A 22,196-nucleotide genomic window follows, 5' to 3' on the forward strand; every position below is an offset into this window, starting at 1 on the left:
GAGCGCTCTGCTGACAAGGCTCGTCGCCGCCGTCACTGCCAATGCGAGCACCATGGCCTGGACAGCGTTGACCCAGCCTGGTGACAGCATTGCTTCGACCAGTGCGCTCAACCGGGTAGGCGGCTTCTCGGATGGCTGCCCCAATTGTCTTCTCTCAGAATCTTGTTATTGCGAACTCGGGCGGACGCCTCCTTGAATCGCGTTGTTCGCTCGGGCTATTGCGAAAGAAGCGCCAACATGCAAATACAAGTCAACCTCAAGTTGTCCTCGACCACCCTTGGTGCGAAGTTTCCATCAAGTCAGTGCTTACGGCTGATTCCGTATCGGCGGAAACCTGCTCGGAAAACTTCCACGCTTAGGCGGAATAGCTGCTTTCGGTTCAACGCAGGAAGTGCGCCTCGACAGCGTATGCTCGAACCTCAATCCCAATGGCTGACCCGGATACAGAGCGGTGTACCCCAAGGATGCTTACTAGCGTAGGGAGTTGCTGCGGATGTGCAAGACATTCGCCAGGCTGACTCGGACAGACCCGTCACATACCTGTGGAATCGGCATTTCCAGCGTGCGCAGATTCTCAAGCGAGCTTCGCACTGCGACAAGTTCGATTCCAAAATTACACCGACTGAGCGGAAAGTCATCGCGCTGCGCGCTTCGTTCGCTTGCAGGCGCTGGTGGTTTTATAAACATCTCGCAGGCGGCGAAGAAGGTTGTGTTTGTCGGAACGTTCAACGCCGGCAAACTGGAAGTAAATATCGAGGATGGGCGCCTGCAAATTCTTCGGGATGGCGTCTGTCAAAAGTTCGTGAACGCAGTGGAACATCGAACCTTCGGCGGTCGTTACGCAAACGAACGGCAGTAGCCCGCTACGGTTTGCTCAGCTCACCTTCCAGAATCCATTGGCGCTCGCTCTCCGATATCCGGTTAATCTGGAGGGTGCCGGCACCCTGCAGCCCGGTAAATTTACCCGTCGCTCCGCTAACTTCCCAGAGGCCGTTGAAAGCAGAGCGCGACTCGCCCTCTTTGCCTGGTACGGTTATCTGTCGCAATTGCGTCTTCAGATAAAGTATGTCGCCGGGGCCGCGAGCGATGACAAGGTAGCCGGTCCCCCGACCATTGGTGTCTGGTCCCAATGTAACCTCGTGAAGTCCCCACTCCTGTACCGTCGCACCGCGGAATATTCCCTCGCTCACCACCTTGCCGGAGCGACGCACTAGCGCGACATACCGATTACTGCCGTCTGCAAACACCAGCTTCGTGTATTCATTGGGCAAGCCCGGTTCACCGTTCTTGATGTCAAACCGGAGTTCCGCTGTGAACGGCTTTGCTTGAGTCGATGATTGGCTCTCGTTCAACCCGCCGGCGGGCGACGGCCCCTGAGGCAACCGGCTCGATGGCAACTGGTGTTGCTGTTGCTCGCCCTCAGTCGCCTGCGCATGCACAGCTCCCACGGTCGTCAAGCTCACAATGGCTGCGATGACGATTCGGTGTTGCATGTTGCCTCCCGGATACTCGCTCTTCCCGCGATGCTCGGCGCTTGCCTCCCGTGCAGCTTACTCCATGCACGTTCTCGTGAGATTGCATGAGGGTGAACGCGGAACGCGGCTTGCGGCTGTCTATGTTGGACACATACCTTCAGGAGGTCCGCCATGGCAAACCAGCTGACAGAGCAGCGCGTTCCGGACGACAAATCCAAAAAAGCCGTCGACGACGCCGTCGAAGACACGTTTCCGGCAAGTGACCCGCCGTCGACCGGAGGCGTGACTCGAATCGGGTCGGACGAAGCTACTCACCAGAGGGCTGGTGAGCAGAGCGACGTTCCCGGCACCGAGCCGGACGAGGACATTCCGGACGAAGAAACGCCTGCTGAACCTTCTCCTGGCGACGTACCGCCGGACGAGGCAACGCCTCAAGGCGGTGCTCTTAAATGAAAGCAGTAGGGGCCCTACCCACTTGAGGCAGCTTTTTCCAGCAAGGGGTGCGGTGCCTCCGTACAGAGGCACCGCGGCTATCATGCGCGGGCCGCGCTCGAGTGGTATTCCTGGCGGAGTCGAACGGGAGGGTAGCTCGGCAACCCGGGGGTGGCGAGGAAACACTGCGTTCCGCCACTTTTGCGAGGCGCAGTGTCGCGCCACAACCAGCCTTTGTCTCGATTGCCGGTCATCCTGATTTCGGCCGACGAGCCACCCAACGACCGCCGCTTGCGGTCATATGATGCGTGCGCTCATGCACCTATCGACGCACGCATCAGGTCCCCTATGCAGCCCACCGCGCGGAGGAAGTTGTACCGGCAATCACAGCTGAGACCCGCACGCCAGGAAGCTTCGCTAGGAGGCCGTCATCAGTGCGTCACTGTTGCCGAACCTGCAAAGGGTAACGAAGCAGGCTGTCGAAGTCGCGAATAACACTTATCGTTTGGTCGGAGTTCTGACTTTTTCAACGGCCTGCTGGGTCGCTTTGTTTGTGGCGGACGTTGCTGCCTCAATGTTGTCTTCGGCAATTTCCCGTGCTTGTTCGGCGGCCTTTTTACTGGCTTCAATCGTTCCGCTCGTCGCCTCACTGGCAGCGGTGACAGCTGATTGCATTACACTCACAGCGCTTCGCTTCCCGCCGGTGCATTGCTCGCGACCGTGTCTACCAATGCCTGCGTCTTCTGCTGTTGCTGCTTCAGTCAAGCCTCGGCGCTCGCGGCCAGTTCGGCCTGGGTGCTGAACATGATGGTGCTCACGTGCCGCCAGTACGACTGTGCTTCCTGCATGGCGGCTTGCGCCCGCGTTGCCTGCAAGGCGAACAGCTCCTGCGGGTCTTTCGTTGACAATGCCAGGTTTGCGATTGCCTGATTTTCGGCAAGCGTCGATTTGGCCGCGCGCAGGTTCAGTTCAGTCAGATTTTCGATGCAGCCGAATGCCTTGGTCCATACATCGGACAGAGTTTCGAAACTGGCTCTTTGCGAAGCAACCACTTGTTCACCAGAAAGACTGCTCATTACAATCTCCATCTGGGTAAGGTAGCGGGTAATGCGGGAGCCATTCTTCTATGGCACACCGAACAACGCTACGGGGCAGGAATCTGGTTGCGAGCAAGGGCCGGTCCAGGAGTCTGTGCAACGTCAGCTACCGTGCTCCGCGCGAATGTCAAGACCGACGCCCCCGACGGCTTTTGTACCTGCGCGGCCTCCCACGCGTTTCCTTCCCACAACAAGTGCACCTGCCGATGGGAGCCGCCCCTCAGGCTTCGTACTTGAATGACAAAGATACGCGCGCGCGATACTCGACGACCTTGCCGCCATCGACCCTCATGTCGAGCTTGCAGACTTCGGCAACGCGCAAATCGCGCAGCGAATTCGCAGCGATTTCCACTGCATTCTTCGCGGCATCCTCCCAGGAATTCGGGCTGGTGCCGATTATCTCAGTAACGCTGTAAACGCTGGTTTCAGTGTCTTGGCTGGCCATGATTTTCACTCCTCTTGGTTAGGAGGCGCGATTAGCGCACCTCGGTCATTTCATCATAGGCCCCCCGACGCGCCGACGGTCGTTTGAAGGGGCAGCGCATCAGTCATCTCACTTCTGCAGTCAATCGGTGCGCGACAGCCCGGTGAATGTCCCGCGCGAGTCTTTCATTGCGTCCTCGTCGTCGACCAGAAGTACGGTAGACATGGCGCAAGTGCGCCGCCAGGAATCACTGGCGCTATCGTATTCGCGGCATCGGCCGCAGGCGTGCGCCAGCGCATAACCCGGCAGCACCAGAACCACACGAAGCAAACGGTGCGCCTCGCAGAACCACTGCGACAGTGCCGGGGTTTGCAACCGCTACCGTCTTCCACAGCGCCCCCCGGGCATTGCGACGTCGCCGCCGAAAACAGCTACATCGCAACGTCTCCCTCAGATGCGGCGGGCGAATCGTTCTCGCCCTCCAGTTGCCGGCGTGCCCTGTCCCAATACTCTTCCGACCGGCCCGCCGGGCTGCCGTCCTTTTCCCAGAGGTAAAAAGCGAGTGTCCGAATCTGCTCTTCGGTGACTGGTACGTCCATTTCGGCCTCCGTTAAAAAAGCTGGTCTGCCCGTATTTAGCTGACCTCCCATTGCACGAGCAAACCATGTGCACGAACCTTCACTTCCCGGTGCGGGCAGGAACCGACGCAGAAGCGTTATCAGGACGAGAGTCAACAGGTGGGAAACCGTTTGCGAAACAGCGGAGTTGCGTGTCACACCTGGGCAACGCGATGTGAGCCGGCCTGCAAAGCGGCCAGGACGTCCACGTCGCGACTGGAGTAATCAGCCTCCCGGTGGCGGGCACCGATAATGCGGCCCGGTATAACGGGTGCGTGCGTCTGCAAAGGGACGGTGACCAGCATTGGCCATGTTGCCTGCGCGCCACCGTTGCTCCGACGGCCTCGTAGCTCGCGCACGAGGTGAAGCCTGCCCCGGCCGGGCAGCACGGCCAGGAGAAGGACTTTCCATGCGAGACTTTTTCGACGGTTCAAGCCGTACAGTTTTTCAAAGCCGTCTCCCGCTGGCAGTCGCTGCACTAACACCGTGTCACAGGGAGTGTCCTCTCATGGAAATCGCACTGTCCGGGTTTCGGCTGTTCGCCGCCAGGCTCGCGAACGATGCCGCTGCCGTCTCCATGTCGTACTTCCGGCGCCATCCCGATACCGGGACCAAGCCTGACCGCAGCCCTGTGACCAATGCCGACACGTCCATAGAAGCACAAATGCGTGGAACGATTCGCGCAAGATATCCGCACCACGGCATCCTCGGCGAGGAATACGGCGAGCTTCAGTTGCAGTCGGAATACGTCTGGGTAGTCGACCCCGTCGACGGCACAGCAAGCTTTATCATCGGCCTACCGTTGTGGGGCACCCTGATTGCGTTGCTTCACGAAGGGGAACCGGTGCTGGGCCTGCTGGACGTGCCAGCCCTGAAAGAGCGATGGACTGGCACACCCGCCAGCTGCCTGGCGCAGGACGGAACGACATGCCGTACCCGGCAGTGCGTGAGCCTGGCGGACGCGACCGTGTGCGCGACGTCGCCCGACATGTTCGCCGGCGACGAGCGGGCAGTATTTGATGCACTGACCTGCCGCGCGAAAGCGCGCCGGTTCGGCGGTGACTGCTACAACTACGCCATGCTTGCGTCGGGTTACCTTGATGCGGTTGTGGAAGCGGGACTGGAACCGTACGACTTCCTGTCGATGGTTCCTATCATTGAATCCGCTGGCGGCGCCATCACTGACTGGGACGGCAAGCCGTTACGAATGGAGAGCGGCGGGCGCGTCGTTGCTGCAGCGACTTCCGCATTGCATCGCGAGATACTGTCATTTACGGCCGGACTGTAACGTGCGCCGCGTGCACGAAGGACCGGGGCGGGAGGACGTGTCATGACGGTAACTATCCGCCGCGCGGGCGACCCGGACAGGAAAATGCTGGCCCATATGCTGGCCAGGGCATTTGTCAGCGACCCGCTTGCTGCGTATGTCTTCCCCGATGAGCATTCTCGCCAGCGAAGGCTAGCTGCGGTCTATCGCCTGTACCTTCGCGTGTTCTCAAGAAGCGGCGTTGTGCACACCAGCGGCGACCGGAACGCTGCAGCGCTTTGGCTACCTCCCGGCGGTTATCCGCTGTCGCTGGCCGAACACCTTCGTCTGCTACCCGGCATGGCAATGGCCACGGGCCTTGTGGCGCTCCCGGTCGCGCTATATGTATTAAACCATCTCGCGCAGATGCATCCTGCCGGTCAAAGATTCTGGTATCTGGGCGTTCTCGGAGTGGAGCCGAGCGAGCAACGCTCCGGTCTTGGCAGCGCATTGCTGAAGACCGGCCTGCGCGTGTGCGACGAGCAGGGACTGGGCGCGTATCTGGAGACAGCCGAACCGGCCAACCTGCCGTTTTACTCCGCGCACGGCTTCAACGTGCAAACCGTATCCGGGTTACGGAATGGGCCGCGCGTTTGCAGCATGTGGCGTCCGCCGCGCAAGCTGTAGCCCGTAACGCTATCCGGTTTCCTAGCATTCCTGACCGCAACTCGACCTTGCAAAGGACGCTTCTGCAACAGCACCGCCGTCAGTACGCCTTCTTCATGCCGCCACCGTCGGAAGCAGGTGCATCCATTCCTCCCTTCTTCTGCGCCTTCGGCTTCGTCTGCTGTTGCGACATGTCACCCGACTTCCCCATCGTGTTTGCGCCCGACGCGCCAGACGGTGAGGCCGTAGGTCCGTTTGCATTCGGCGTTCCCATTCCGGTGCCGCCCTGGCCCGCACCAGCGCCCCCGCCACCGCTTGTCCCCGCACCCTGCGCATAGGCAGCGCCAGGCAAACTCAAAATGAATGCCGATAACAGTAATGCTTTCGTAGCAACTCGCATGATGGTCTCCCTCGTGCAAAGCGACCAGTTGCGACCCCAGGTCGGTGCAACCCCGCTGCCTTGATTTGCGCAATTCCCGTGCCGCTGCTGGCCGTGGGATAGATTCTTCTATTTCATGTTTGCCCGTTCGCCGTCCTCGGGAACTGTTTGCATCAGAGCAGTGGTTTGGAGCTGGGCTGGCCGAGATAAAAGCGGACGCATTGTCCGAACTGACGCTCGATGCCGCCGGGGATGCGGGTTGAGGCGTCTTGCCGGCGCGAAACGAAGTTGATTAGGTAACGCGCTGAATCAGCAGACGAGGGCTGCGGCGGAGGAGGCTGTGGAGGTCATCGACAAGGCAAGCACGTCCTATTTGACGACAGCAATAAATTGGCACCCGTTGCATATTACGGGGCGCCGCAATCGCGCGTTGGCGGCCGGTCTCCGCTTCGCCCACGGGTTCGGCTGTTCGGGAACCGTTGAACACGACAGTATCTCGTGGCGCTCAATGCGAACGCCCGTGGCCGCCGCCACCGCCCCAGTAATGACCGCCGCCCATACCACCCCCTGAGTATCCGTGCCCACCCCAGCCGCCATGACCGCCCCAACCGCCCCGATATCCATGGCCCCAATAGCCGGGGTGGCCCCAGTAGCCGTGCCGGCCGCCGCCGTAACAGCATCCGCCCCAATAGCCGAAGCTCAGTGATACCGATGGTCCCCACCACGCGGGCCAGCCGTAGTACGGATACGCGACGGGGTAATACGCAGGCACGACAAAGACGGGCGCGGCTGGTGCGATAGCGGTGCTCGTCGATGCAGGTGCATCTGACGCGGCCGCACCGGTCACGGCTGCGTCCGGCATCGAGAAAGAATATTGCTGCTGCGCCGCTGCCGCCGACACTTCGCCGTACGGAACGTAGCCGTAGGGCACGTAGTAGTAGCAACCGGACAAAGCTGCGGACAGGACCACCACCGCAACGACGCCGCCCGCGCGCGACGTTGCATCCAGCGTTTTCATAATCAGCTCCGGGGTCTGATGCGACGCAACATGCGGCGCGCCTTTAATACATTGTCAGCTTTACTTTGACACAAACAGGATGCCTAAGCGTCTCGGGTTCAAGGACTTGCGCGTCAGGTTGGCGGCCGCCGGGAATGGTCGCGAAAAGTCGGCCAGTCATCAGCAGCTGTCGGGGCGGGCACCCACTGGGAAACGGTGCCCGTTCCTCGATTCGTCAGCGGGTGCCTCTGGCCCGTAGGTAATTTCGATGGGTTGCCGGTGATTCTGCCGGAAGGTACCGTGGTGTTTGCCGCGCTGTCCGGAGATGGTGAGTACCCACTCCACTGTCAGGCGATGTGATGCGACCGCGTTCCGGCTTCGCGAGGTACCCGGATGACTGATGGTCTGACAACCGAATGAGGACTGAAACCGCAGGAGACGACGGTCCCCTCGTCTATGTCGTCGATGACGACAAGGGAATCCGGCAGGCCCTCGACCTGCTTCTTCGCTCTGTCGGCTTGCGTGTCGAAACGTTCGAGTCCCCGGACGAATTTCTCCGGTTTCCTCACTCCGCCGGGCCGAGTTGCCTCATCCTCGACGTACGGCTCCGCGGGAAAAGCGGCATGGCTTTTCACCAGGAAATCGTCAATAGCGGCATGCGTATTCCCGTCATCTTCATGACCGGTCATGGAGACATCGAGATGGGGGTGAAGGCGATGAAGGCCGGCGCGCTGGACTTCCTTGCCAAGCCGTTCAAGGACCAGGACATGCTCGACGCCGTGGCTCAGGCCCTGGCGCGCGACACCGAGCGGCTCGCGGCAGAAACTGCGTTAGCCGGTCTGCGTGCTTTGTACCAATCCCTGTCACCACGCGAGAAAGAGGTGATGGGCTTCGTGCTGTCCGGTCTGCAGAACAAGCAGATTGCCTCGGAGCTGAACCTGAGCGAAATCACGGTGAAGGTTCACCGTGGACAGGTGATGCGCAAGATGAAGGCGCGCTCGATGCCAGACCTCGTCCGCAAGGCCGAATCCCTTGGTATCGAGCCCCGTTTGCCCCACGGCGGTCACCACTGAGCGCCGCCGTGCGTTAACACTTCTGCACAGCGTCGATGATTCGCTAGGGATTTCCGAGAGCGACCGAGAGCCAGTGAGTCAGTGCAGCGGCCTGGTAAGGCTTCTGCAGCAAGACGAGTGCGCCGTTACTCACCGCTTTTGCCTGCAATGCCGGCGTCGGATAGGCACTGATAAAGATGGTGGCCGGGGCATGTCCCTGGGCACGCAGGCGCTCATGCATCTCGATACCCGACATCCCGGGCATGCGGATGTCGGAAATGAGGCACGAGGTATGAGCGGCCTGCCCGGATGAAAGAAATTCTTCTGCCGACTCATACATGCGCACGGTCCAGCCAAGCGACCGGATAAGGCTGCTTAACGCAACACGGACGGCCTTATCGTCGTCGACAATCGAAACAACTGGCATGATTTGCAAAATGGGGCCCTCGATTACTCTCACTCTCGGGATGACGTGTGGTCGGTGCCGCCCGCCTCTCCTGATTAGCAGATTACTTTCCAACCGCGTTCAGTGACATCGTACAAATGTATATGTGAACTGAACCATGTGCGCGTCGGTAGGCGTGCGTCACTTTCGCACCACCTCCTCCTTCAAGGCTGGCGGAAGGCTGAACGAGAACGTCGCACCACCTTCAGGGTTATTGGAGGCCCAGATTCGCCCACGGTGGGCTTCAACAATAGAACTGGAAATAGCAAGCCCCATTCCCATCCCGGAACTGCGTGTCGTAAAGAACGGTTCAAAGAGTTGCGGAAGATTGGCCTCCTGGATGCCAGCCCCCGAGTCCTTTATTGCCACGACAATATTACCTTCAGGGTCAAGGCGGGACTGAACGATAAGTTCGCGCCTGCCGCTGACGCTCGCCATCGACTGCAGGCCGTTCATGATTAAATTGACGAGCACCTGCTGGAGCTGCACCAGGTCACCCACTATCAGCGGCAGTCCCCTTGCAAGACGACGTGTCAGCGAACCACCCTGGCGCTCAATATCCCGCCTAATAAGGGCAATCGCCTCCTCGACCACGTCGTTGATTGCAATCGGTGCCCGCTCCGGCGGCCCCCCCTTCATGAGCTTCCTCACACGTTGCACGATTTCTGCAGCTCGATTTCCCTGGTCCGTCATCTGGCTCACGCAGCTCTCGATTTCCTCCATGTCCGGAGGCTGGCGATGCAGCCAGCGCAGACAGGCTTCACCGTTCGTTACGATGGCGGAAAGGGGCTGCCCCACCTCATGGGCAATTGATGCACTCAGCTCACCCAGCGCCGTTACCCGGCTGACGCGTTCCAGTTCGCTTTGCGCATGCCGCAACTGCTCCTCTGTCTGCTTCATCCCCGTCACATCCATCACGGCCCCGATGAACGCCCTGTTATCCGGCTGACCGTCCGCTGTCCTTCCGACGACGTGGAGATGCTTGACGCGTCCATCAGGAAAAAGCAGCCGATGCTCGATGTCAAACTCGGCAGCCAAACTGCGCGCGTTTGCAACTTTCTCCTCGAACAGGGGAATATCGTCTGGATGCACCCGCTGCCTGACCAGTTCAACGCTGGGCACGGCCGCCGGGTCGTATTCGAAGATGGAAGAAGTCTGCTCGGACCAGAAGAGTTCGCTGGTCGAGACATTCCAGCCGAAACTACCGGTCCTGCTCAGCTTCTGCGCTTCGGCGAAGTACTGTGCCTGACTCTTCCGGAGCAGTTCTTCGGCATGCTTGCGCTGCGTGATGTCATTGTTGGTCTCAAGCGTGGCCAGCGGGTTTCCCGCGCCGTCACGCTGCAGGGCCCAGCGGCTCGTCACGATTATCTCGGTGCCGTCCCGTCGCGTGTGAATTAACTCGCCCTCCCACTGGCCGTCGCGAAGAAAAATCCGCTGGAGCTCATCTCGAGGCATCGGGAACACCGACCTCAGAAGTTCGTCAATGAACTTCCCCATCGCCTCTTCCTTCTTCCATCCATAGAGCGACTCTGCTGCCTGATTCCAGTACGTTATGACGTCATTTTTATCGCGCACAATGATGATGTCGTGTGTCAGCTCCAGCAGCTGTGCCTGCGCGCGCTGCGTCTTTTCAACGCGGCCAATCCGCCTGACAAGGGTGGTGATTGCGAGTGACGTGACGAGAAAGGCAACAAGAGCGAAGGAATCCTGGGGTTTGCTGATGTGAAAGCTATTGATGGGTGCCGTGAAAAAATAGCTGAGCAGCGCGGCGCCGACAACCGAGAAAATGACCGATGAGATGAAGCTGTCCAGCAGGGACAGGAGAACAACGGCAACCAGAAACAAGAAGCCAGCGGTGCTCTCTTCCTGGTCCAGAAGGACACAGGCTGCAGTAACGGCTCCGAGCGCCATACAGCCTCCAAGCCACAATGTCGCCAGGTACCGCACGCTTCTGCTTTCATGTGAAGAACCCAGTGCCCGCACAAAACGCCTCCCCTTTGCGTAACTGCACCATCCGCTTGCATCGGTCTCCGGATAATAGCCGACGCTTTCGACTTCTCCGACTGTTCGGTTCTCATTCCGGCGTTACTTAAAGAATGAAAAATCTGCCGGGCGAACAGACAAGCGCTGTATCGGTCCGAGAGCGCGGAGCGCTTTTGCCTGTTTGTTGCAGTATGACACCGCTCGATAAGTCTTCTCACCGCGGTTATACGCTCGTATAAGCGAGTTACGCTAACGCGGCGTCGGCCTATCCAACCGTAGAGTAGATTCGCCCTTCGCCAAGGCCTACTCTTGTCTCAACGAGACGGCGCTCGCCGTGATGACAGCGCAAAGCTCCGCGCGTCCGCGGGCATTCGACCTCTGCAATACGCGCGAGCAACGGAATAGCCGTTGCCGGCAAACAGACGAAGTGAAAACCCACCGCTTTGGGGCCGGGTCATGGTGACGGTATTACTGGTCGACGACGACATGAACCTGCTTCAGGCGCTTGAGGCTTTGGTCTTGGGGGAAGGTTACGAGGTTATGACTGCGTCGAACGGGCATGAGGCACTGCAGGCAGCACGCCGAAGGCGCCCGGACATCGTGGTTTCTGATTTCATGATGCCGGTCATGGACGGTCCCGCCCTCATCGGCGCGCTCGAGGCCGAGCCTGCGTTTGCAACCATTCCTGTCCTTCTGAACTCGGCGGTGGCGACACCGCCGCCCCACCTGCGGGTGTCGGCGTTTCTCAGAAAGCCATTTGCAGCCTCGCGCCTGCTCGAACTGCTTCGGCTGCACAGTTCACGGTAGCTCATCACCGTGACCGCTCACGTCGATACGCCGGCAATGGAAAACCATTCCTTTCTCCATCGAGGAGTACCGCATCGACGAAAGCGCAGCCGCCGGAAACAGTGCTAAAGGGAGGAACACGATGTTGAACGTTGAACCCAATACGACTTCGGCCATCCTGTCAGAGAATGGCTCCCACCATACGTCTATTGTCCCCGCACTGCTTCAGGCCATCGCCGGTCGCCGCATCGCCCGGTGATGGCGCGACCCAAGGTGCGCTCCACGGTTTGACAACAGGAGGTCCAGAATGAAAGTAGAAGCCGCCATGTTTGTGCGACTGCGCCGTCTCGCTCCGGTTCTCGATGACATGCTCAGCGCCGGCGAGGTCGAGCACGCGGACCAGGCCGTTGGCCTTGAGTCGCTTGCCCAGCTCTGCTCACAACTGTTCGATGCGTACCGTTGTCAACACCCGCGCGAGATTGCGCAAGCGCGACTCGACGCCCCCGAGTCGCAGTGACGCACTAGCTCTGAACCGACCCGCGACTCAAGGTATTCCGCGTCAGGTTCCTGCTGAACTACCTCGCGTGTTTGCGGTCGACAATTTCGCTCGCCCGGACTGTCCTTCTCTGCAACGACCCGAGGGGAAGCAGATGAGTGCACATCGTGATGTGGGACTTCGGTGCGAGAGTCAGCCACGGAACGGAAGCGTGCGGCTGCAGGTCAGGGCGCATATTTTGAAGGCAAGCGCGGCCGAAGCGCGGGCCTGCGATATCTTGAGGTCGGAGTCGACGTTAGTCGAGTGGACTATGCCGGTGATGCCGTTCTCTACTCCGAATTCAAGTCAATGGATGCATGAGCGTATGCCCCCATCCAGTACGCCTGCAGACGAGAAGAAAATTGCAACGGGTCAGGATCGCGCGTCATAGCTATGGAAGGATATTCACCCCATCATGTCTAGCAAATCGCGAACCCGAAACGACACCCGACCTGCCATATCACCGCTGTTCCGGGCGCTTACGTTCAGTCGGGCTGCACACGAGCCCGTTACGCAAAGAATGCTTTTGCAGTGCTACACAGGGTTGGACGCGTTCCGGCGAGGTCATGGCTCGCGCGCGCTGTTTACGACTTTAGGCCGACGGTTACTCGTTGCCGAAGAACTGTGTCGGTTCGGATACCATCGAGACGAAATTGAGTACATACAAGGGGCGCACGCGGCGATGCTGCATATCGACGCTACGGAGAAAGAATGCGGCGTATGGCGAATGAGCGATGTCGACTATGCACGGTTATGCCGGGCGGTCGAAACCTTTGACCGCCAGTTGTCAGTGGCATCGCTTGGTGGTATCGCCAAGGCCGAAGCGAGAATGGTGGAAGGCTTGCTCAAAGCCGAACGAACTCTCGCCCTCGCAGAAGCGTCGGCGTAGCGGCCAACGTCTGCTCGACTGACTCACGTCGGGAAGCTGCCGGCGAACATTTGACGAAAAGCATCAGGGCCTCGACCCCAGCTTGGGTAGTCCAGCGCACCATCCGTTTCGAAGCGCGCGATTGAAAACTACCGCGAGCGATGAGGAGTGACATGCGACAACTTGCGGCGGCCGCGGCCCTGTAAATACTTCTGTCTGCCCGCAGCGCCGGTGCGGCGCCTCCAATAGCGGCGACATACGAATTTGGCGCCCTGGACGAAAAGACGTGTGCTGCGTTCCGGCGCGATGCCGTCCCGCAGAGCATCAATACAGCACAATTCATCGACGCCCATATCGAGCCCGTTTCTGCCGCAGAAGAGGTCTATCTGACTGCAGCAGATTCCGCATTCAGACTGTCTCCGAATCCGGGTCGCTTTTCGCTACTCGCTTCGCGGCCAGCTTTCAGCGCATGGCATCTGCATACCTCACTCAACTCCCTCGTGCAGTCGCTGAAAGCGATTGACGTGGTCCCGCCAGGAGAAAGCCTAAAGGCTCATCGGGCGAAAAGCGCGACCTTCGCACTGCTCGCAGTGGAGCAAATAACCACGATGTTCGATGCGTACGCGCGCTATGACAGCGCGCGCAAACGGTCCTTCATGACTGAGGCAACAGTGGAGACCGCCTCGGTGTCCCTTGCGAACATGGAGCCGGCTCTTGCGTTGTTTGTGAGCTGCACGGTCGTCGTTCTACCGCCTCATATTCACGACGGGCGTACAGCGCACATCACCCAAGGTCATCGTGACATGGCAAAAAGATAGCTGGACGCGGCTAAAGGACTGCTACAGGGCATCCGTTTGCGGAACATCGACATAGGCCTCACGGTATCTCGCGTACGCACGCCCTTTATGGAGAAACGTGAGACGTTCCTGAGCGCAAGCCCGCTTTATCCCTCTAGTGAAAACGGTGAACCGACAGAATTGGCCGGGTCAGACGCAACGGACGACGTCCCGGATGCCGGGGTGATTAATGGATGGGACTCGGTCATTTGAACCTCCATAGTTCGGTTGAATTGCCCAAGGGTTGAGCAAGTGGCGTGCCCCGCAGAGAACGCCGAACGCGGGTGGAGACGCCACCGCCGACGCTCGGTCTGGTTCCCCACGCGAAGTTGCAAATGGGTGTAAACAGCCCGCGCCTTTGGCTGACCATCTCTGGGCATTTTTCTGAAGCCCATTCACTGCCAAATATTCGGTTTCAGAGGCCACGCGCTTGGTCGACATTGCGCACGACCGCGGCGTTAAGGAGATGAACGGTCAGAAAACGTCCCGTTAGCCGTTTCTCTCCAGCAGGAGCGTCAGGCGACGCGCTTGGCCATCGCGCTGCCGATGCGTGGCCTCGCCGGCCTGGTGACAGTTTTCCTGTCGGCACGCCGCGCATCTCAGTCGTCGTCCCGAAGCATGGACCCGGAGACGTCACGAGGCCGAATTGCCGCGAGCGCCGCTCAGTGCGGCCTCCGCCCGCGTCCAACGTTCTCTGTGGGGCACGCCACCTGCTCAAACCTTGGACCATTCAAACTAAATATGGAGGTTCAACCAACCAGTGCGCGGACGCTGTCCGACCTGAGGGACAAGATTGCTGGTGCACAGGAGGTGGTCAAGACGAAGTACCGGGTACCGGGTCGTCTCTGAATCGACTGACGATTGCGTTCAGGAAGCTCGCCAAGGGCAACCTGCTTGTCGGCGTTTTTTGTTGGGCGCAACCTATGCTGACCTGTCGTTTGTATGCTTCCCGTTCAGGAGGTGGACATGCGCGGCGTCGTAGTTGACTTGCGATTCGACAAGACACATGCGCTTCTCACCCTGTCCGATGGTCAGTCCGTGCGATTCCCGCTCAACTGGTTTCCCGTTCTGAAGGCGGCAACGGCGACGGAACGCGAGCACTTTGCGATTTCGCTCGACCAACAGCAGTTGTTCTGGCCTGAAATTGATGAGAACCTGAACGTTGCCACGCTGCTTTCATTTTTGTCGTGTACGACAAGGTGCAAGCGCTTTTAGACCGGCTTCCGGTTTGATGTCACAGACCGCTCGGTTAATAGGCGGGCAAAACCTGAAGAGCATGGGCTCTTCTCCGCGGAACCGGCAAATCGATGCCTGAGCGTTTGCCTGATGACATTTCGTGAGCGGCGCCAGTCTTCACGATGTGGGAGCATGTCCAGACATCTGTGCCAGATTTTCGTGATTAGCGCATCGGCGTAGTTGACCGTCATCGCATCGGTGAAGAGCCGCGCCGGGATGTTGGCAGTCAGTTGGACATTGTCGAGCAGCACCACAGCCTGCGTAATCGCGTGAGCGCGTCCGCGCAAGCGTCACCCGGTGGGCCCAGCCCGTCGTCAGGCGGTTGCGCGCAAACCCATACGCGGGTTTATTCAACAAAGGTTTGCCTCCGACAGCCACGCACCCTGCAGCGCGAACGCCGCCAGTTCGGCGGTGGCAAGATAGCAAACGTAGGATGCTTTTCACGAGACACCTCCTGGTTAGCGTGGCAACCTTCATGCACCAAAACATCGTTCATCTTGCTTGAGCTACTCGAGTCCCGTCGCCGCATCTCGTCGGCCGGCGTACCCCTGTTCGAGAACAGGGCGTCGAAAGGACGCCCTGTCACTGGCGTCTCCAGTTCGAATCGGTTTCCAATGTTCAGCAAGGCTTAACTCGGCCGACAAATTTATATGCCATCCGCCCGCCGTCAGTGAAAAATCTCTGCCCATTAGTTGGCCTGCGACAGTTATCTTCACGGATTCTCGCCAGCGCCCGTGCATCTGCCGGCGGTATGTTGACCGCCTTGAAAACGGCCAGCAGCGCCCAGAGAACCTCCTTCAGTCGGGCGCAGCTTCGTGCGCGTGGCAGTGCGCGGGCCGTCGCTGCGCGCGCAATCGTTCCTGGACGGCAAACGCCGAACGGTGAACGGTGAAATTGAGACTTGGGTCGCAGCTGGTCGCTTTGCACGAGGGAGACCATCATGCGAGTTGCTACGAAAGGATTACTGTTGTCGGCATTTATTTTGAATTTGCTTGGCGCTGCCTATGCGCAGGGTGCGGGGACAAGTGGCGGCGGGGGCGCTGGTGCGGGCCAAGGCGGCACCGGAATGGGAACGCCGAATTCAAACGGACCTACGGCCTCACCGTCTGGCGCGTCGGGCGCAAACACGATGGGGGAGTCGGGCGACATGTCGCAACAGCAGATGAAGCCGAAGGCGCAGAAGAAGGGAGGAATAGATGCACCTGCTTCCGACAGTGGCGGCATGAAGAAGGCGTACTGACACTCGGACGCGCGTTCATCGAGTAGTGTTGGATTGTTAGGGGCGAACGTTCTACGGCCAGCAGCGCTCATTGACAGGTTGCCAGCGAGCAGGCGGCCGACCCGCAAAAGCTGGCGACGTGATGCTGGTTGTCAGTCGCGCTGCTACAAACGCGTTGACGGTCTGCAAGAGCTTCGGGAGGTCGGCCGGCTTTTGAAAAAAAGCTGACCAGCAGCCTGGGGCGGAGCTCGGCTCGGCCGTAGCAGAGAGCATCACAATTGGCAACTGCGCGAACGCAGGTTGGCATCTGACTCGTCTGCACAGCTCCGCCCCATCCATCTCAGGCATTTGCCAGTCAGTAACGATTAGCGCGGGCATTTGGTGCAGGACAGTCCGCAGCGCTTGCGCCCCGTTTTGCGCAATTAGCACGTGATGGCCCCCGCTTTCGAGTGCCAGTTGGAGCGCCCACAGGTTATCGGCGTCATCATCAACGAGTAGAACGGTGGACATGGCTTGGCAAGCTCAGACATTTACTCGTCTGGCGCAACGGTCATGCCTAACCTTACCCCATATCGTTGCCTGCCGAGCAGCAAGGAGTTCCGCCACCACGCGAAGCACTTCCGGGGTGGTGGACCATGCCTAGATGGCTCACATCCGCGACCTCGATGTTGCGATGGTTCGTTGACTCGGTCGAGATGCATCCTTCCCACGCAACAATTCCGTCCGTTTTCGAATAGACCGACGCGCAGGGGACAGACGTAGCTGCATCCGAGCGCCGCGTTGAAACGTGGTTCATTGGAGAAATGCCGCTGCTCAGCATGTTCAGCAGCCATCCGGCGTGCGTGGCGTCTGAGTTGTCGGCAACAGGTGTCGCCAGCGTGACGACTTGGCGCACCAGTTCTGGATATTTCGAGGCCAACTGACGGGCATGGATACCGCCAAAGCTCCAGCCGACCAGCGACACCGAAAGCCGATATAACGCATGTATCTGCTTCAGATGGTTACCCAGGCGTTCGAGCATCAGGTTAGGCGCACTCAAGCCTGCTACGGAGCGCGGGTGTCCCGCTACAGAAACTTAAACGAATGTGAAGTCGCCGAGCTGGGACTTGAGATAACGACCGGCACACATGAACATCACGCCGGACTATATCGGCAGTTGAAGTTCAAACCGGCGGAGAGGCATTCCGCATCTTCACGAGCGGCTTCCTCGCCTGCCGGCTGACACCATCGTTAGACGTCGTGCATGGCTGAAAGAGAACGCCGACGAGATTCGAAAGGCGTTGGTGTCTGAGCCACGCTGACATGTACGGTGGCTAAAAGACCACCAGATAGCGAAGAAGTCCTTGAATCGACTTCATCGGGAGCGAACACGATGCAGGTTGACGGTCAGGCCTTTCGTTTTGTCCGAAGCTTCACGCAGGTTGTCGGGGTAGACGAACACTAAGCCGGTCAGCATTGCTCAATTTAGAGCACACGACTGACCGGTGCGGGAACCAAAGGAGTCGACAGGAACCGGCCTCATCGAGGAGGACGTTAATGTTGCAACGCTTCAGCGACCCCCACGTCGCGCGTTGCCTGTGCAACGGGCGATGCATGAACACCTGGGCTGACTGGTTCGGTGTCCTTGCAGTGTTTGTAGATTTCACCGTCCTTCATGACCATCAGAATTCTGGTCGGGTCCTGCATGACCTTTAAGTCTTCCAGCGGATTTCCGTCAATGAGCAGGATGTCTGCATAGAATCCCGGCGCAATTTGGCCGATGCTTTCGGGTTGCATCATGATTTCACCGCCGAGCTTCGTAGCTGCAATCATGATTTCTTTGGGCGTCATGCCAATGTACTTCTGGAAGTGCTCAAGGTCGCGTGCGTTCGTGCCGTGCGGCATCCAGGCAAAGCCGTAGTCCCCACCCGGCAAGATACGGATTCCGCGCTTGTGCATCTTCTGCAGGGTGTCAGATGCAATTTCGAGTTCGCGGGCGTAGCCCATCTTCGTCGCGAGCTCAGTCGAGATTCCCCACTGTTCGGCGTGATACATCGTGCTGACCAGCCAGCCGATGCCTGGAGCGACGAAGTGCTTGTCCTTGTTTGCCTCAAGCATATCCAGTGCTTCTTCATCCGCGAAGCTTGCGTGATAGACGAGTTCGATACCGTGCCGCACGCACTGCTTCACCGATTCCGCAGACCGAGCGTGAGCAGCAACGCGCTTGCCGGCGCGCTTCGCCTCGGAAGTGCACATTGCGATTTCTTCTTCGGAGAACGGTGATGCTTCTGCCGGAATGCCGGCGATGTATTCGCCCGATAGGTTAAGCTTCAGATGGTCGACACCATACTTCAGGAACATGCGCGTCGACTTACGCATCTCTTCGGGGCCGCAGACGACGTCGCCGAAGCTCAGTTCGCGGAAGGGAAGGTGCGATAGAGTGTTGTCGCCCAAGCCGCCCTGCACGGTGATTTCCTGACTTCCTGCGAGGTACCTCGGTCCCGGAAACTCGCCTGCATTGATTGCATTTCGCATGACCACGTCGAGTCGCGGCTTGGCAGTTGCTGCGCCGATAGCTGATGTCCATCCCATCTCGAGGTAGCGCTTCGCGACCCGCACGCACCAAAGAATGTGCTCCTCGGGCGGCATAAACTGAATTGCGCTTAGCGACGGCTGGTCGTTCCAGGAGAAGTGCGTGTGAGCTTCAGTCATGCCGGGCATCAGAAACTTGCCTTTGCCGTCGATAACTTGTGCACCATCCCTTGAAGCCGCTTCGTCCCCCTTCGAGACACTGGTAATTCGGTTGTCTTCAACGAGGACCTCGCCCCTGAACGGGTCGCTGCCGCTGCCGTCGAAAATGATTACATTAGTAATAAGAATCTTGCTCATGTCTCCTCCATTACCTCGGCAGATTTACTTCGCCGTTTGATAGAAGCTCTTCAGTTCAGATACGCATTCGACCGGCTTTTCGAAGGTCGTCCAGTGTCCGCAACCAGAGAGAACCGTAACCTTACTTCCTGCAATGCGCTCGCCCATCGCCTTGACTGCGGGAGGCTGACCGACACCGTCTTCATCACCAGTAACAAGAAGCGTCGGAACCTTAATCGCCTCGACGTCTGCTCGCTGCGCACCAGCGAGCGCTTCACAGCTCTGCGCGTAGCCTTCCGGCGTCTGGCGCATTACGCTTTCACGAACCAGCGTCACCGCTACGGGCCGCTGCGCCTTCGTCTCTGCGCTCGTCGCACCTTTTACGATGGCGTCAGCGACTTCCTGGACGCCGGCGATACCCTTCTCGCGACAAAGTGCAGCGCGCGCTTTCATGCCTGCACGACCAGCTTCCGGCGGCTCAATCAGCGGACCGAAGAGCGCCAGGCTCTTGACCAGTTCCGGATGCTTGAGCGCAAGGTGCTGGGCCACAATCGTGCCCATCGAGTGCGCGACGACGTGCGCACCCGACACCTTCAGTTCACCGAGAACGTCGGAAATCGTCTTCACGTACAAGTCGATAGACAGCGGCTCGGAAGCGAGCTCCGAGCGCGAACTGCCTGGAAGGTCCAGACGCACAACCTTCATGCCCTCGAACGCCGGCAATACCGGCGTCCAGTTATTCGAGGAGCCCGCCAGACCGTGGATGCACACCACCGGCTGACCGTCGCCTTCAATCTCCACCACTACGTTTTTGACCAGAGTCGTCGTCATTCACCCACCTCGTTTTCAAGAACACCTACGTTTTCAATTTCGATGCGAACCACATCGCCCTTTTGAAGGAACTTGGGCGGTGTGAACCCAATCCCCACTCCTGCCGGCGTGCCCGTCGCGATGACGTCACCCGGTTGCAACTCGATGCCAGCCGAGAGAGTCTCGATGAGCGTCGGAATGTCGAATATCAATTTCGATGTATTCGAGTTTTGACGCAAATCGCCATTGACCCAGCACTTGACATCGATGTTTTGCCCGTCAACTTCATCTGCCGTGACCAGATACGGGCCCATCGGACAGAAGCCGTCCAGCGACTTACCGAGGAACCACTGTCGGTGCAACTTCTGCAGGTCCCGAGCAGTGAAGTCGTTAATCACGGTGTAGCCGAACACGTAATCCATCGCGTTGGCCTTCGAGATGTTGCGACCGGCTTTGCCGATAACGACGCCAAGTTCCGCTTCGTAGTCGAGTTGGCTCGTCACGCTCGTGTGACGAGGAATCTTGTCGCCAGGACCGATGATGGTCGACGCCGGCTTCGTAAAAAGCACTGGCGCCTCCGGCGCATGCTCGCCGTTCTTCGCGCTGCTATCGAAGCCCGAGTTCTGAAACTCCGCGGCGTGCTCGTGGTAGTTCTTGCCCACGCAAAAGATGTTGCGCCTGGGCTGGTCAATCGGCGCAAGCACCTTGACGTCGGCCAGTGGGCTCCCGGCGGTCTTCGGCTTCAAATCCCCCTTAAAATTTGAAAAATCGTGTACCAATTGGACCATATCGCCCGAAAAGTCCGGTACCAACGATTGGATGGTCCAATATGTGTTCTCGTCTGAATTTACGAGCGCCACGACGGCCTGGCCCTCTACTTGTAGGTTTGCAAGCTTCACATTAACACTCCTTGTTAGTCCATTTGGTTTCAAGTTGGGTTAACTGTAGAACCATATTGGGTGGAAAACAACCAGGGGTTAACCAAAATGTTTACCAATTGGTACTGCTTCCGCTATAATGAGGTCAATGGACAACGGGGAGCAAAAGAATGGGCGACGTTGAAAGTCGTGGCAGCAGCGTACGGGCCGCAGGCGCGAAATCCTTGGCCGCATACCTGGACGAAGAAATAGCCTCAGGCCGACTGGGTGACGGGTCCAAATTGCCTGCGGAACGCCTACTAAGCGAGCAGTTCGGGGCATCGAGGGGCGCTGTACGGCGGGTCCTCTTGGACTTGAAGGAGCGCGGGCTGATTACGCAGTCTGTGGGGAGTGGCACTTTTGTGCGGCCTGGAGCCGCGAGCACGTTTCCCGTAAGACGTAGGGAGCAAGCCGCCCCCCCTTCCGCGGACCAGACCAGTCCTGCTGAGTTAATGGAAGCGCGAATCCTCATTGAACCACTGATGCCGCGGCTTATAACGCGCAATGCAACAGGAGCCGACTTCACAAAGATGGTTGAGTGCATTGACCGCTCCGAAGCTGCCCAAACCATCGAAGAATTTGAACACTGGGACGGTGAGCTGCACCGCGTCTTCGCGCTTGCAACGCATAATTCGTTTTTTCTCAAGATACTTGAGCTGACTAATCGTGTGCGTGAACAAGGTGAGTGGGGACGCCTGAAGGCCCGCTCGCTGACTCCGGAACGCCGCAAAGAATATGAGGCCCAACATCGTGTAATTGTCGAAGCCCTGCGGGACCGTGATACGGATGCAGCTGTGAAGGCCTTGACCGGGCATCTTGTTCAGATTCAGCACAATCTTTTTGGCTAATGGTACAGGCGCCGGAACATGCTCGCGCGACTCTTCGACCGCGCGCACTGTCGCCACATAAGCATCCGCAAGGCCAATTGGTCTATGCAGCGAGCGGAGTCATTATCGTCGGAAGCGAGGAAGGGTATTGGGTCGTGCCTCCAACGCGCGCCCTCTGGCTCAGCCCTGGAATGCGACACTGGGCGAGGCTAGCCGCTTGCTTTGCCATCAGGCAACTCGACGCGAAAGCGTACGCCTCGCGGAATGACGGCGATTTCTTGTGGCTCCACATCGAGAAGGCCAAGCTCTGTCGCAATGCTCAGGCGACCGGCCTGAGGAACAATTAGCAGTTCCCCGTCCGCACTGTAGAAGAAGCGGTCTGTCATAGACCGATTTCCCACATCTCCTTGTCGCGCTGAGCCGTCCAGATACGCGGGTCGGGATACTGCGTCGCTTCATCATGAGCGCGCGTTACGTCAAACGGCATGCAGTGGTCGAAGAT

Annotated in this window: 25 protein-coding genes and 5 pseudogenes; 13 read left to right on the forward strand and 17 right to left on the reverse strand. The window is 58.9% G+C overall.

Going from position 1 to position 22,196, the window contains the following annotated elements:
* Window positions 1-658: 658 nt before the first annotated feature.
* Window positions 659-853: pseudogene (locus PQR02_RS35280) on the forward strand (acyl CoA:acetate/3-ketoacid CoA transferase); the annotation flags it as partial.
* A gap of 10 nt (window positions 854-863) precedes the next feature.
* Here PQR02_RS35280 and PQR02_RS35285 read toward each other — a convergent pair.
* Window positions 864-1,493, reverse strand: coding sequence for a hypothetical protein (locus PQR02_RS35285; protein WP_408242531.1), 630 nt, complete (start codon window positions 1,491-1,493; stop codon window positions 864-866).
* Window positions 1,494-1,646: 153 nt separating this feature from the next.
* On the opposite strand from PQR02_RS35285, the gene PQR02_RS35290 reads away from it, so the two are divergent.
* Window positions 1,647-1,928: a hypothetical protein gene (locus tag PQR02_RS35290; protein ID WP_408242532.1), complete on the forward strand. Its 282-nt coding sequence runs from the start codon at window positions 1,647-1,649 to the stop codon at window positions 1,926-1,928.
* Between the two features lie 477 nt (window positions 1,929-2,405).
* On the opposite strand, the gene PQR02_RS35295 is transcribed toward PQR02_RS35290, so the two are convergent.
* From PQR02_RS35295 to PQR02_RS35315, 5 genes are all read right to left on the reverse strand, one after another.
* On the reverse strand, window positions 2,406-2,672 hold the full coding sequence (locus PQR02_RS35295) for a hypothetical protein (RefSeq protein ID WP_408242533.1): 267 nt from the start codon (window positions 2,670-2,672) through the stop codon (window positions 2,406-2,408).
* Window positions 2,669-2,983 carry a phasin family protein gene (locus PQR02_RS35300; protein WP_408242534.1) on the reverse strand — a complete coding sequence of 105 codons (315 nt, stop codon included), beginning with the start codon at window positions 2,981-2,983 and terminating at the stop codon, window positions 2,669-2,671. The genes PQR02_RS35295 and PQR02_RS35300 overlap by 4 nt, the downstream gene beginning before the upstream one ends.
* Window positions 2,984-3,224: 241 nt before the next feature.
* Window positions 3,225-3,449, reverse strand: a complete 225-nt coding sequence (locus PQR02_RS35305) for a dodecin family protein (protein ID WP_408242535.1) — start codon at window positions 3,447-3,449, stop codon at window positions 3,225-3,227.
* A gap of 120 nt (window positions 3,450-3,569) precedes the next feature.
* On the reverse strand, window positions 3,570-3,803 hold the full coding sequence (locus PQR02_RS35310) for a hypothetical protein (RefSeq protein ID WP_408242536.1): 234 nt from the start codon (window positions 3,801-3,803) through the stop codon (window positions 3,570-3,572).
* A 56-nt stretch (window positions 3,804-3,859) separates the two neighbouring features.
* On the reverse strand, window positions 3,860-4,027 hold the full coding sequence (locus PQR02_RS35315) for a DUF2934 domain-containing protein (RefSeq protein WP_408242537.1): 168 nt from the start codon (window positions 4,025-4,027) through the stop codon (window positions 3,860-3,862).
* Between the two features lie 526 nt (window positions 4,028-4,553).
* Between PQR02_RS35315 and hisN the strand changes: the two genes are divergently transcribed.
* Both hisN and PQR02_RS35325 read left to right on the forward strand, forming a co-directional pair.
* Entirely contained in the window at window positions 4,554-5,333 is a 780-nt protein-coding gene (hisN, locus tag PQR02_RS35320) for a histidinol-phosphatase (RefSeq protein WP_408242538.1), read from the forward strand.
* An 84-nt stretch (window positions 5,334-5,417) separates the two neighbouring features.
* The gene (locus tag PQR02_RS35325; RefSeq protein ID WP_408242539.1) at window positions 5,418-5,978 is read left to right on the forward strand and encodes a GNAT family N-acetyltransferase; all 561 of its coding nucleotides are present in this window, start codon (window positions 5,418-5,420) and stop codon (window positions 5,976-5,978) included.
* Window positions 5,979-6,841: 863 nt separating this feature from the next.
* On the opposite strand, the gene PQR02_RS35330 is transcribed toward PQR02_RS35325, so the two are convergent.
* Entirely contained in the window at window positions 6,842-7,354 is a 513-nt protein-coding gene (locus PQR02_RS35330) for a hypothetical protein (RefSeq protein ID WP_367841110.1), read from the reverse strand.
* A gap of 395 nt (window positions 7,355-7,749) precedes the next feature.
* Here PQR02_RS35330 and PQR02_RS35335 point away from each other — a divergent pair, with 395 nt between their 5' ends.
* Window positions 7,750-8,406, forward strand: coding sequence for a response regulator transcription factor (locus tag PQR02_RS35335; protein WP_408242540.1), 657 nt, complete (start codon window positions 7,750-7,752; stop codon window positions 8,404-8,406).
* A gap of 43 nt (window positions 8,407-8,449) precedes the next feature.
* Here PQR02_RS35335 and PQR02_RS35340 read toward each other — a convergent pair whose 3' ends face one another.
* Together PQR02_RS35340 and PQR02_RS35345 are read right to left on the reverse strand one after the other, a co-directional pair.
* Complete coding sequence (locus PQR02_RS35340) at window positions 8,450-8,812, reverse strand: response regulator transcription factor (protein ID WP_408242554.1); 363 nt, start codon at window positions 8,810-8,812, stop codon at window positions 8,450-8,452.
* A gap of 159 nt (window positions 8,813-8,971) precedes the next feature.
* The gene (locus PQR02_RS35345; protein WP_408242541.1) at window positions 8,972-10,741 is read right to left on the reverse strand and encodes a PAS domain S-box protein; all 1,770 of its coding nucleotides are present in this window, start codon (window positions 10,739-10,741) and stop codon (window positions 8,972-8,974) included.
* Window positions 10,742-11,269: 528 nt separating this feature from the next.
* Between PQR02_RS35345 and PQR02_RS35350 the strand changes: the two genes are divergently transcribed.
* The 4 genes from PQR02_RS35350 (at window position 11,270) to PQR02_RS35365 (ending at window position 15,053) form a co-directional block, all read left to right on the forward strand.
* The gene (locus PQR02_RS35350; RefSeq protein WP_408242542.1) at window positions 11,270-11,620 is read left to right on the forward strand and encodes a response regulator; all 351 of its coding nucleotides are present in this window, start codon (window positions 11,270-11,272) and stop codon (window positions 11,618-11,620) included.
* A 286-nt stretch (window positions 11,621-11,906) separates the two neighbouring features.
* A complete protein-coding gene (locus PQR02_RS35355) occupies window positions 11,907-12,116 on the forward strand; it encodes a hypothetical protein (RefSeq protein ID WP_408242543.1) in 210 nt (69 codons plus the stop codon).
* A 433-nt stretch (window positions 12,117-12,549) separates the two neighbouring features.
* Window positions 12,550-13,023, forward strand: coding sequence for a hypothetical protein (locus tag PQR02_RS35360; protein ID WP_408242544.1), 474 nt, complete (start codon window positions 12,550-12,552; stop codon window positions 13,021-13,023).
* Window positions 13,024-14,804: 1,781 nt separating this feature from the next.
* Window positions 14,805-15,053, forward strand: coding sequence for a DUF2442 domain-containing protein (locus PQR02_RS35365; protein WP_408242545.1), 249 nt, complete (start codon window positions 14,805-14,807; stop codon window positions 15,051-15,053).
* Here PQR02_RS35365 and PQR02_RS35370 read toward each other — a convergent pair.
* Entirely contained in the window at window positions 15,050-15,325 is a 276-nt protein-coding gene (locus PQR02_RS35370) for a hypothetical protein (protein ID WP_408242546.1), read from the reverse strand. The two genes, PQR02_RS35365 and PQR02_RS35370, sit on opposite strands and share 4 nt — an antisense overlap.
* A gap of 689 nt (window positions 15,326-16,014) precedes the next feature.
* Between PQR02_RS35370 and PQR02_RS35375 the strand changes: the two genes are divergently transcribed.
* Window positions 16,015-16,314, forward strand: a complete 300-nt coding sequence (locus tag PQR02_RS35375) for a hypothetical protein (RefSeq protein WP_408242547.1) — start codon at window positions 16,015-16,017, stop codon at window positions 16,312-16,314.
* A gap of 51 nt (window positions 16,315-16,365) precedes the next feature.
* On the opposite strand, the gene PQR02_RS35380 is transcribed toward PQR02_RS35375, so the two are convergent.
* Both PQR02_RS35380 and PQR02_RS35385 read right to left on the reverse strand, forming a co-directional pair.
* Window positions 16,366-16,803: a response regulator gene (locus PQR02_RS35380; RefSeq protein WP_408242548.1), complete on the reverse strand. Its 438-nt coding sequence runs from the start codon at window positions 16,801-16,803 to the stop codon at window positions 16,366-16,368.
* 52 nt (window positions 16,804-16,855) lie between these two features.
* Window positions 16,856-17,314 (reverse strand): alpha/beta fold hydrolase, encoded by a 459-nt coding sequence (locus PQR02_RS35385; protein WP_408242549.1) that lies wholly within the window; start codon window positions 17,312-17,314, stop codon window positions 16,856-16,858.
* Window positions 17,315-17,439: 125 nt separating this feature from the next.
* On the opposite strand from PQR02_RS35385, the pseudogene PQR02_RS35390 reads away from it, so the two are divergent.
* A pseudogene (locus tag PQR02_RS35390) lies at window positions 17,440-17,591 on the forward strand (proline racemase family protein); the annotation flags it as partial.
* A gap of 235 nt (window positions 17,592-17,826) precedes the next feature.
* Here the strand turns inward: PQR02_RS35390 and PQR02_RS35395 are convergent.
* The 3 genes from PQR02_RS35395 to PQR02_RS35405 are packed head-to-tail and all read right to left on the reverse strand — an operon-like array spanning window position 17,827 to window position 20,849.
* Window positions 17,827-19,161, reverse strand: a complete 1,335-nt coding sequence (locus PQR02_RS35395) for a metal-dependent hydrolase family protein (RefSeq protein WP_408242550.1) — start codon at window positions 19,159-19,161, stop codon at window positions 17,827-17,829.
* Between the two features lie 24 nt (window positions 19,162-19,185).
* Window positions 19,186-19,971 carry an alpha/beta fold hydrolase gene (locus tag PQR02_RS35400; protein WP_408242551.1) on the reverse strand — a complete coding sequence of 262 codons (786 nt, stop codon included), beginning with the start codon at window positions 19,969-19,971 and terminating at the stop codon, window positions 19,186-19,188.
* Entirely contained in the window at window positions 19,968-20,849 is an 882-nt protein-coding gene (locus PQR02_RS35405; protein WP_408242552.1) for a fumarylacetoacetate hydrolase family protein, read from the reverse strand. The genes PQR02_RS35400 and PQR02_RS35405 overlap by 4 nt, the downstream gene beginning before the upstream one ends.
* Before the next feature lie 149 nt (window positions 20,850-20,998).
* Between PQR02_RS35405 and PQR02_RS35410 the strand changes: the two genes are divergently transcribed.
* Both PQR02_RS35410 and PQR02_RS35415 read left to right on the forward strand, forming a co-directional pair.
* Window positions 20,999-21,715: a FadR/GntR family transcriptional regulator gene (locus PQR02_RS35410; protein WP_408242553.1), complete on the forward strand. Its 717-nt coding sequence runs from the start codon at window positions 20,999-21,001 to the stop codon at window positions 21,713-21,715.
* Window positions 21,715-21,885 (forward strand): annotated as a pseudogene (locus PQR02_RS35415) (cupin domain-containing protein); the annotation flags it as partial. The gene PQR02_RS35410 and the pseudogene PQR02_RS35415, both read left to right, overlap by 1 nt.
* 21 nt (window positions 21,886-21,906) lie before the next feature.
* On the opposite strand, the pseudogene PQR02_RS35420 reads toward PQR02_RS35415, so the two are convergent.
* Window positions 21,907-22,089: pseudogene (locus PQR02_RS35420) on the reverse strand (homogentisate 1,2-dioxygenase); the annotation flags it as partial.
* A pseudogene (locus tag PQR02_RS35425) lies at window positions 22,077-22,196 on the reverse strand (MBL fold metallo-hydrolase); the annotation flags it as partial. The pseudogenes PQR02_RS35420 and PQR02_RS35425, both read right to left, overlap by 13 nt.

The sequence above is a fragment of the Paraburkholderia sediminicola genome (assembly GCF_046026895.1).
GTDB classification, from domain to species: domain Bacteria; phylum Pseudomonadota; class Gammaproteobacteria; order Burkholderiales; family Burkholderiaceae; genus Paraburkholderia; species Paraburkholderia sediminicola_C.

Excerpts from the sequence above, each read along its gene's own strand:
- PQR02_RS35385 (WP_408242549.1), bottom strand. The coding sequence starts at position 17,314 with ATGCTCGAACGCCTGGGTAACCATCTGAAGCAGATACATGCGTTATAT.
- PQR02_RS35400 (WP_408242551.1), bottom strand. The coding sequence starts at position 19,971 with ATGACGACGACTCTGGTCAAAAACGTAGTGGTGGAGATTGAAGGCGAC.
- hisN (WP_408242538.1), top strand. The coding sequence starts at position 4,554 with ATGGAAATCGCACTGTCCGGGTTTCGGCTGTTCGCCGCCAGGCTCGCG.
- PQR02_RS35395 (WP_408242550.1), bottom strand. The coding sequence starts at position 19,161 with ATGAGCAAGATTCTTATTACTAATGTAATCATTTTCGACGGCAGCGGC.
- PQR02_RS35290 (WP_408242532.1), top strand. The coding sequence starts at position 1,647 with ATGGCAAACCAGCTGACAGAGCAGCGCGTTCCGGACGACAAATCCAAA.
- PQR02_RS35380 (WP_408242548.1), bottom strand. The coding sequence starts at position 16,803 with ATGTCCACCGTTCTACTCGTTGATGATGACGCCGATAACCTGTGGGCG.
- PQR02_RS35360 (WP_408242544.1), top strand. The coding sequence starts at position 12,550 with ATGTCTAGCAAATCGCGAACCCGAAACGACACCCGACCTGCCATATCA.
- PQR02_RS35355 (WP_408242543.1), top strand. The coding sequence starts at position 11,907 with ATGAAAGTAGAAGCCGCCATGTTTGTGCGACTGCGCCGTCTCGCTCCG.
- PQR02_RS35345 (WP_408242541.1), bottom strand. The coding sequence starts at position 10,741 with ATGGCGCTCGGAGCCGTTACTGCAGCCTGTGTCCTTCTGGACCAGGAA.
- PQR02_RS35315 (WP_408242537.1), bottom strand. The coding sequence starts at position 4,027 with ATGGACGTACCAGTCACCGAAGAGCAGATTCGGACACTCGCTTTTTAC.
- PQR02_RS35365 (WP_408242545.1), top strand. The coding sequence starts at position 14,805 with ATGCGCGGCGTCGTAGTTGACTTGCGATTCGACAAGACACATGCGCTT.
- PQR02_RS35350 (WP_408242542.1), top strand. The coding sequence starts at position 11,270 with ATGGTGACGGTATTACTGGTCGACGACGACATGAACCTGCTTCAGGCG.
- PQR02_RS35325 (WP_408242539.1), top strand. The coding sequence starts at position 5,418 with ATGCTGGCCCATATGCTGGCCAGGGCATTTGTCAGCGACCCGCTTGCT.
- PQR02_RS35375 (WP_408242547.1), top strand. The coding sequence starts at position 16,015 with ATGCGAGTTGCTACGAAAGGATTACTGTTGTCGGCATTTATTTTGAAT.
- PQR02_RS35335 (WP_408242540.1), top strand. The coding sequence starts at position 7,750 with ATGAGGACTGAAACCGCAGGAGACGACGGTCCCCTCGTCTATGTCGTC.
- PQR02_RS35330 (WP_367841110.1), bottom strand. The coding sequence starts at position 7,354 with ATGAAAACGCTGGATGCAACGTCGCGCGCGGGCGGCGTCGTTGCGGTG.
- PQR02_RS35305 (WP_408242535.1), bottom strand. The coding sequence starts at position 3,449 with ATGGCCAGCCAAGACACTGAAACCAGCGTTTACAGCGTTACTGAGATA.
- PQR02_RS35410 (WP_408242553.1), top strand. The coding sequence starts at position 20,999 with ATGGGCGACGTTGAAAGTCGTGGCAGCAGCGTACGGGCCGCAGGCGCG.
- PQR02_RS35285 (WP_408242531.1), bottom strand. The coding sequence starts at position 1,493 with ATGCAACACCGAATCGTCATCGCAGCCATTGTGAGCTTGACGACCGTG.
- PQR02_RS35340 (WP_408242554.1), bottom strand. The coding sequence starts at position 8,812 with ATGCCAGTTGTTTCGATTGTCGACGACGATAAGGCCGTCCGTGTTGCG.
- PQR02_RS35300 (WP_408242534.1), bottom strand. The coding sequence starts at position 2,983 with ATGAGCAGTCTTTCTGGTGAACAAGTGGTTGCTTCGCAAAGAGCCAGT.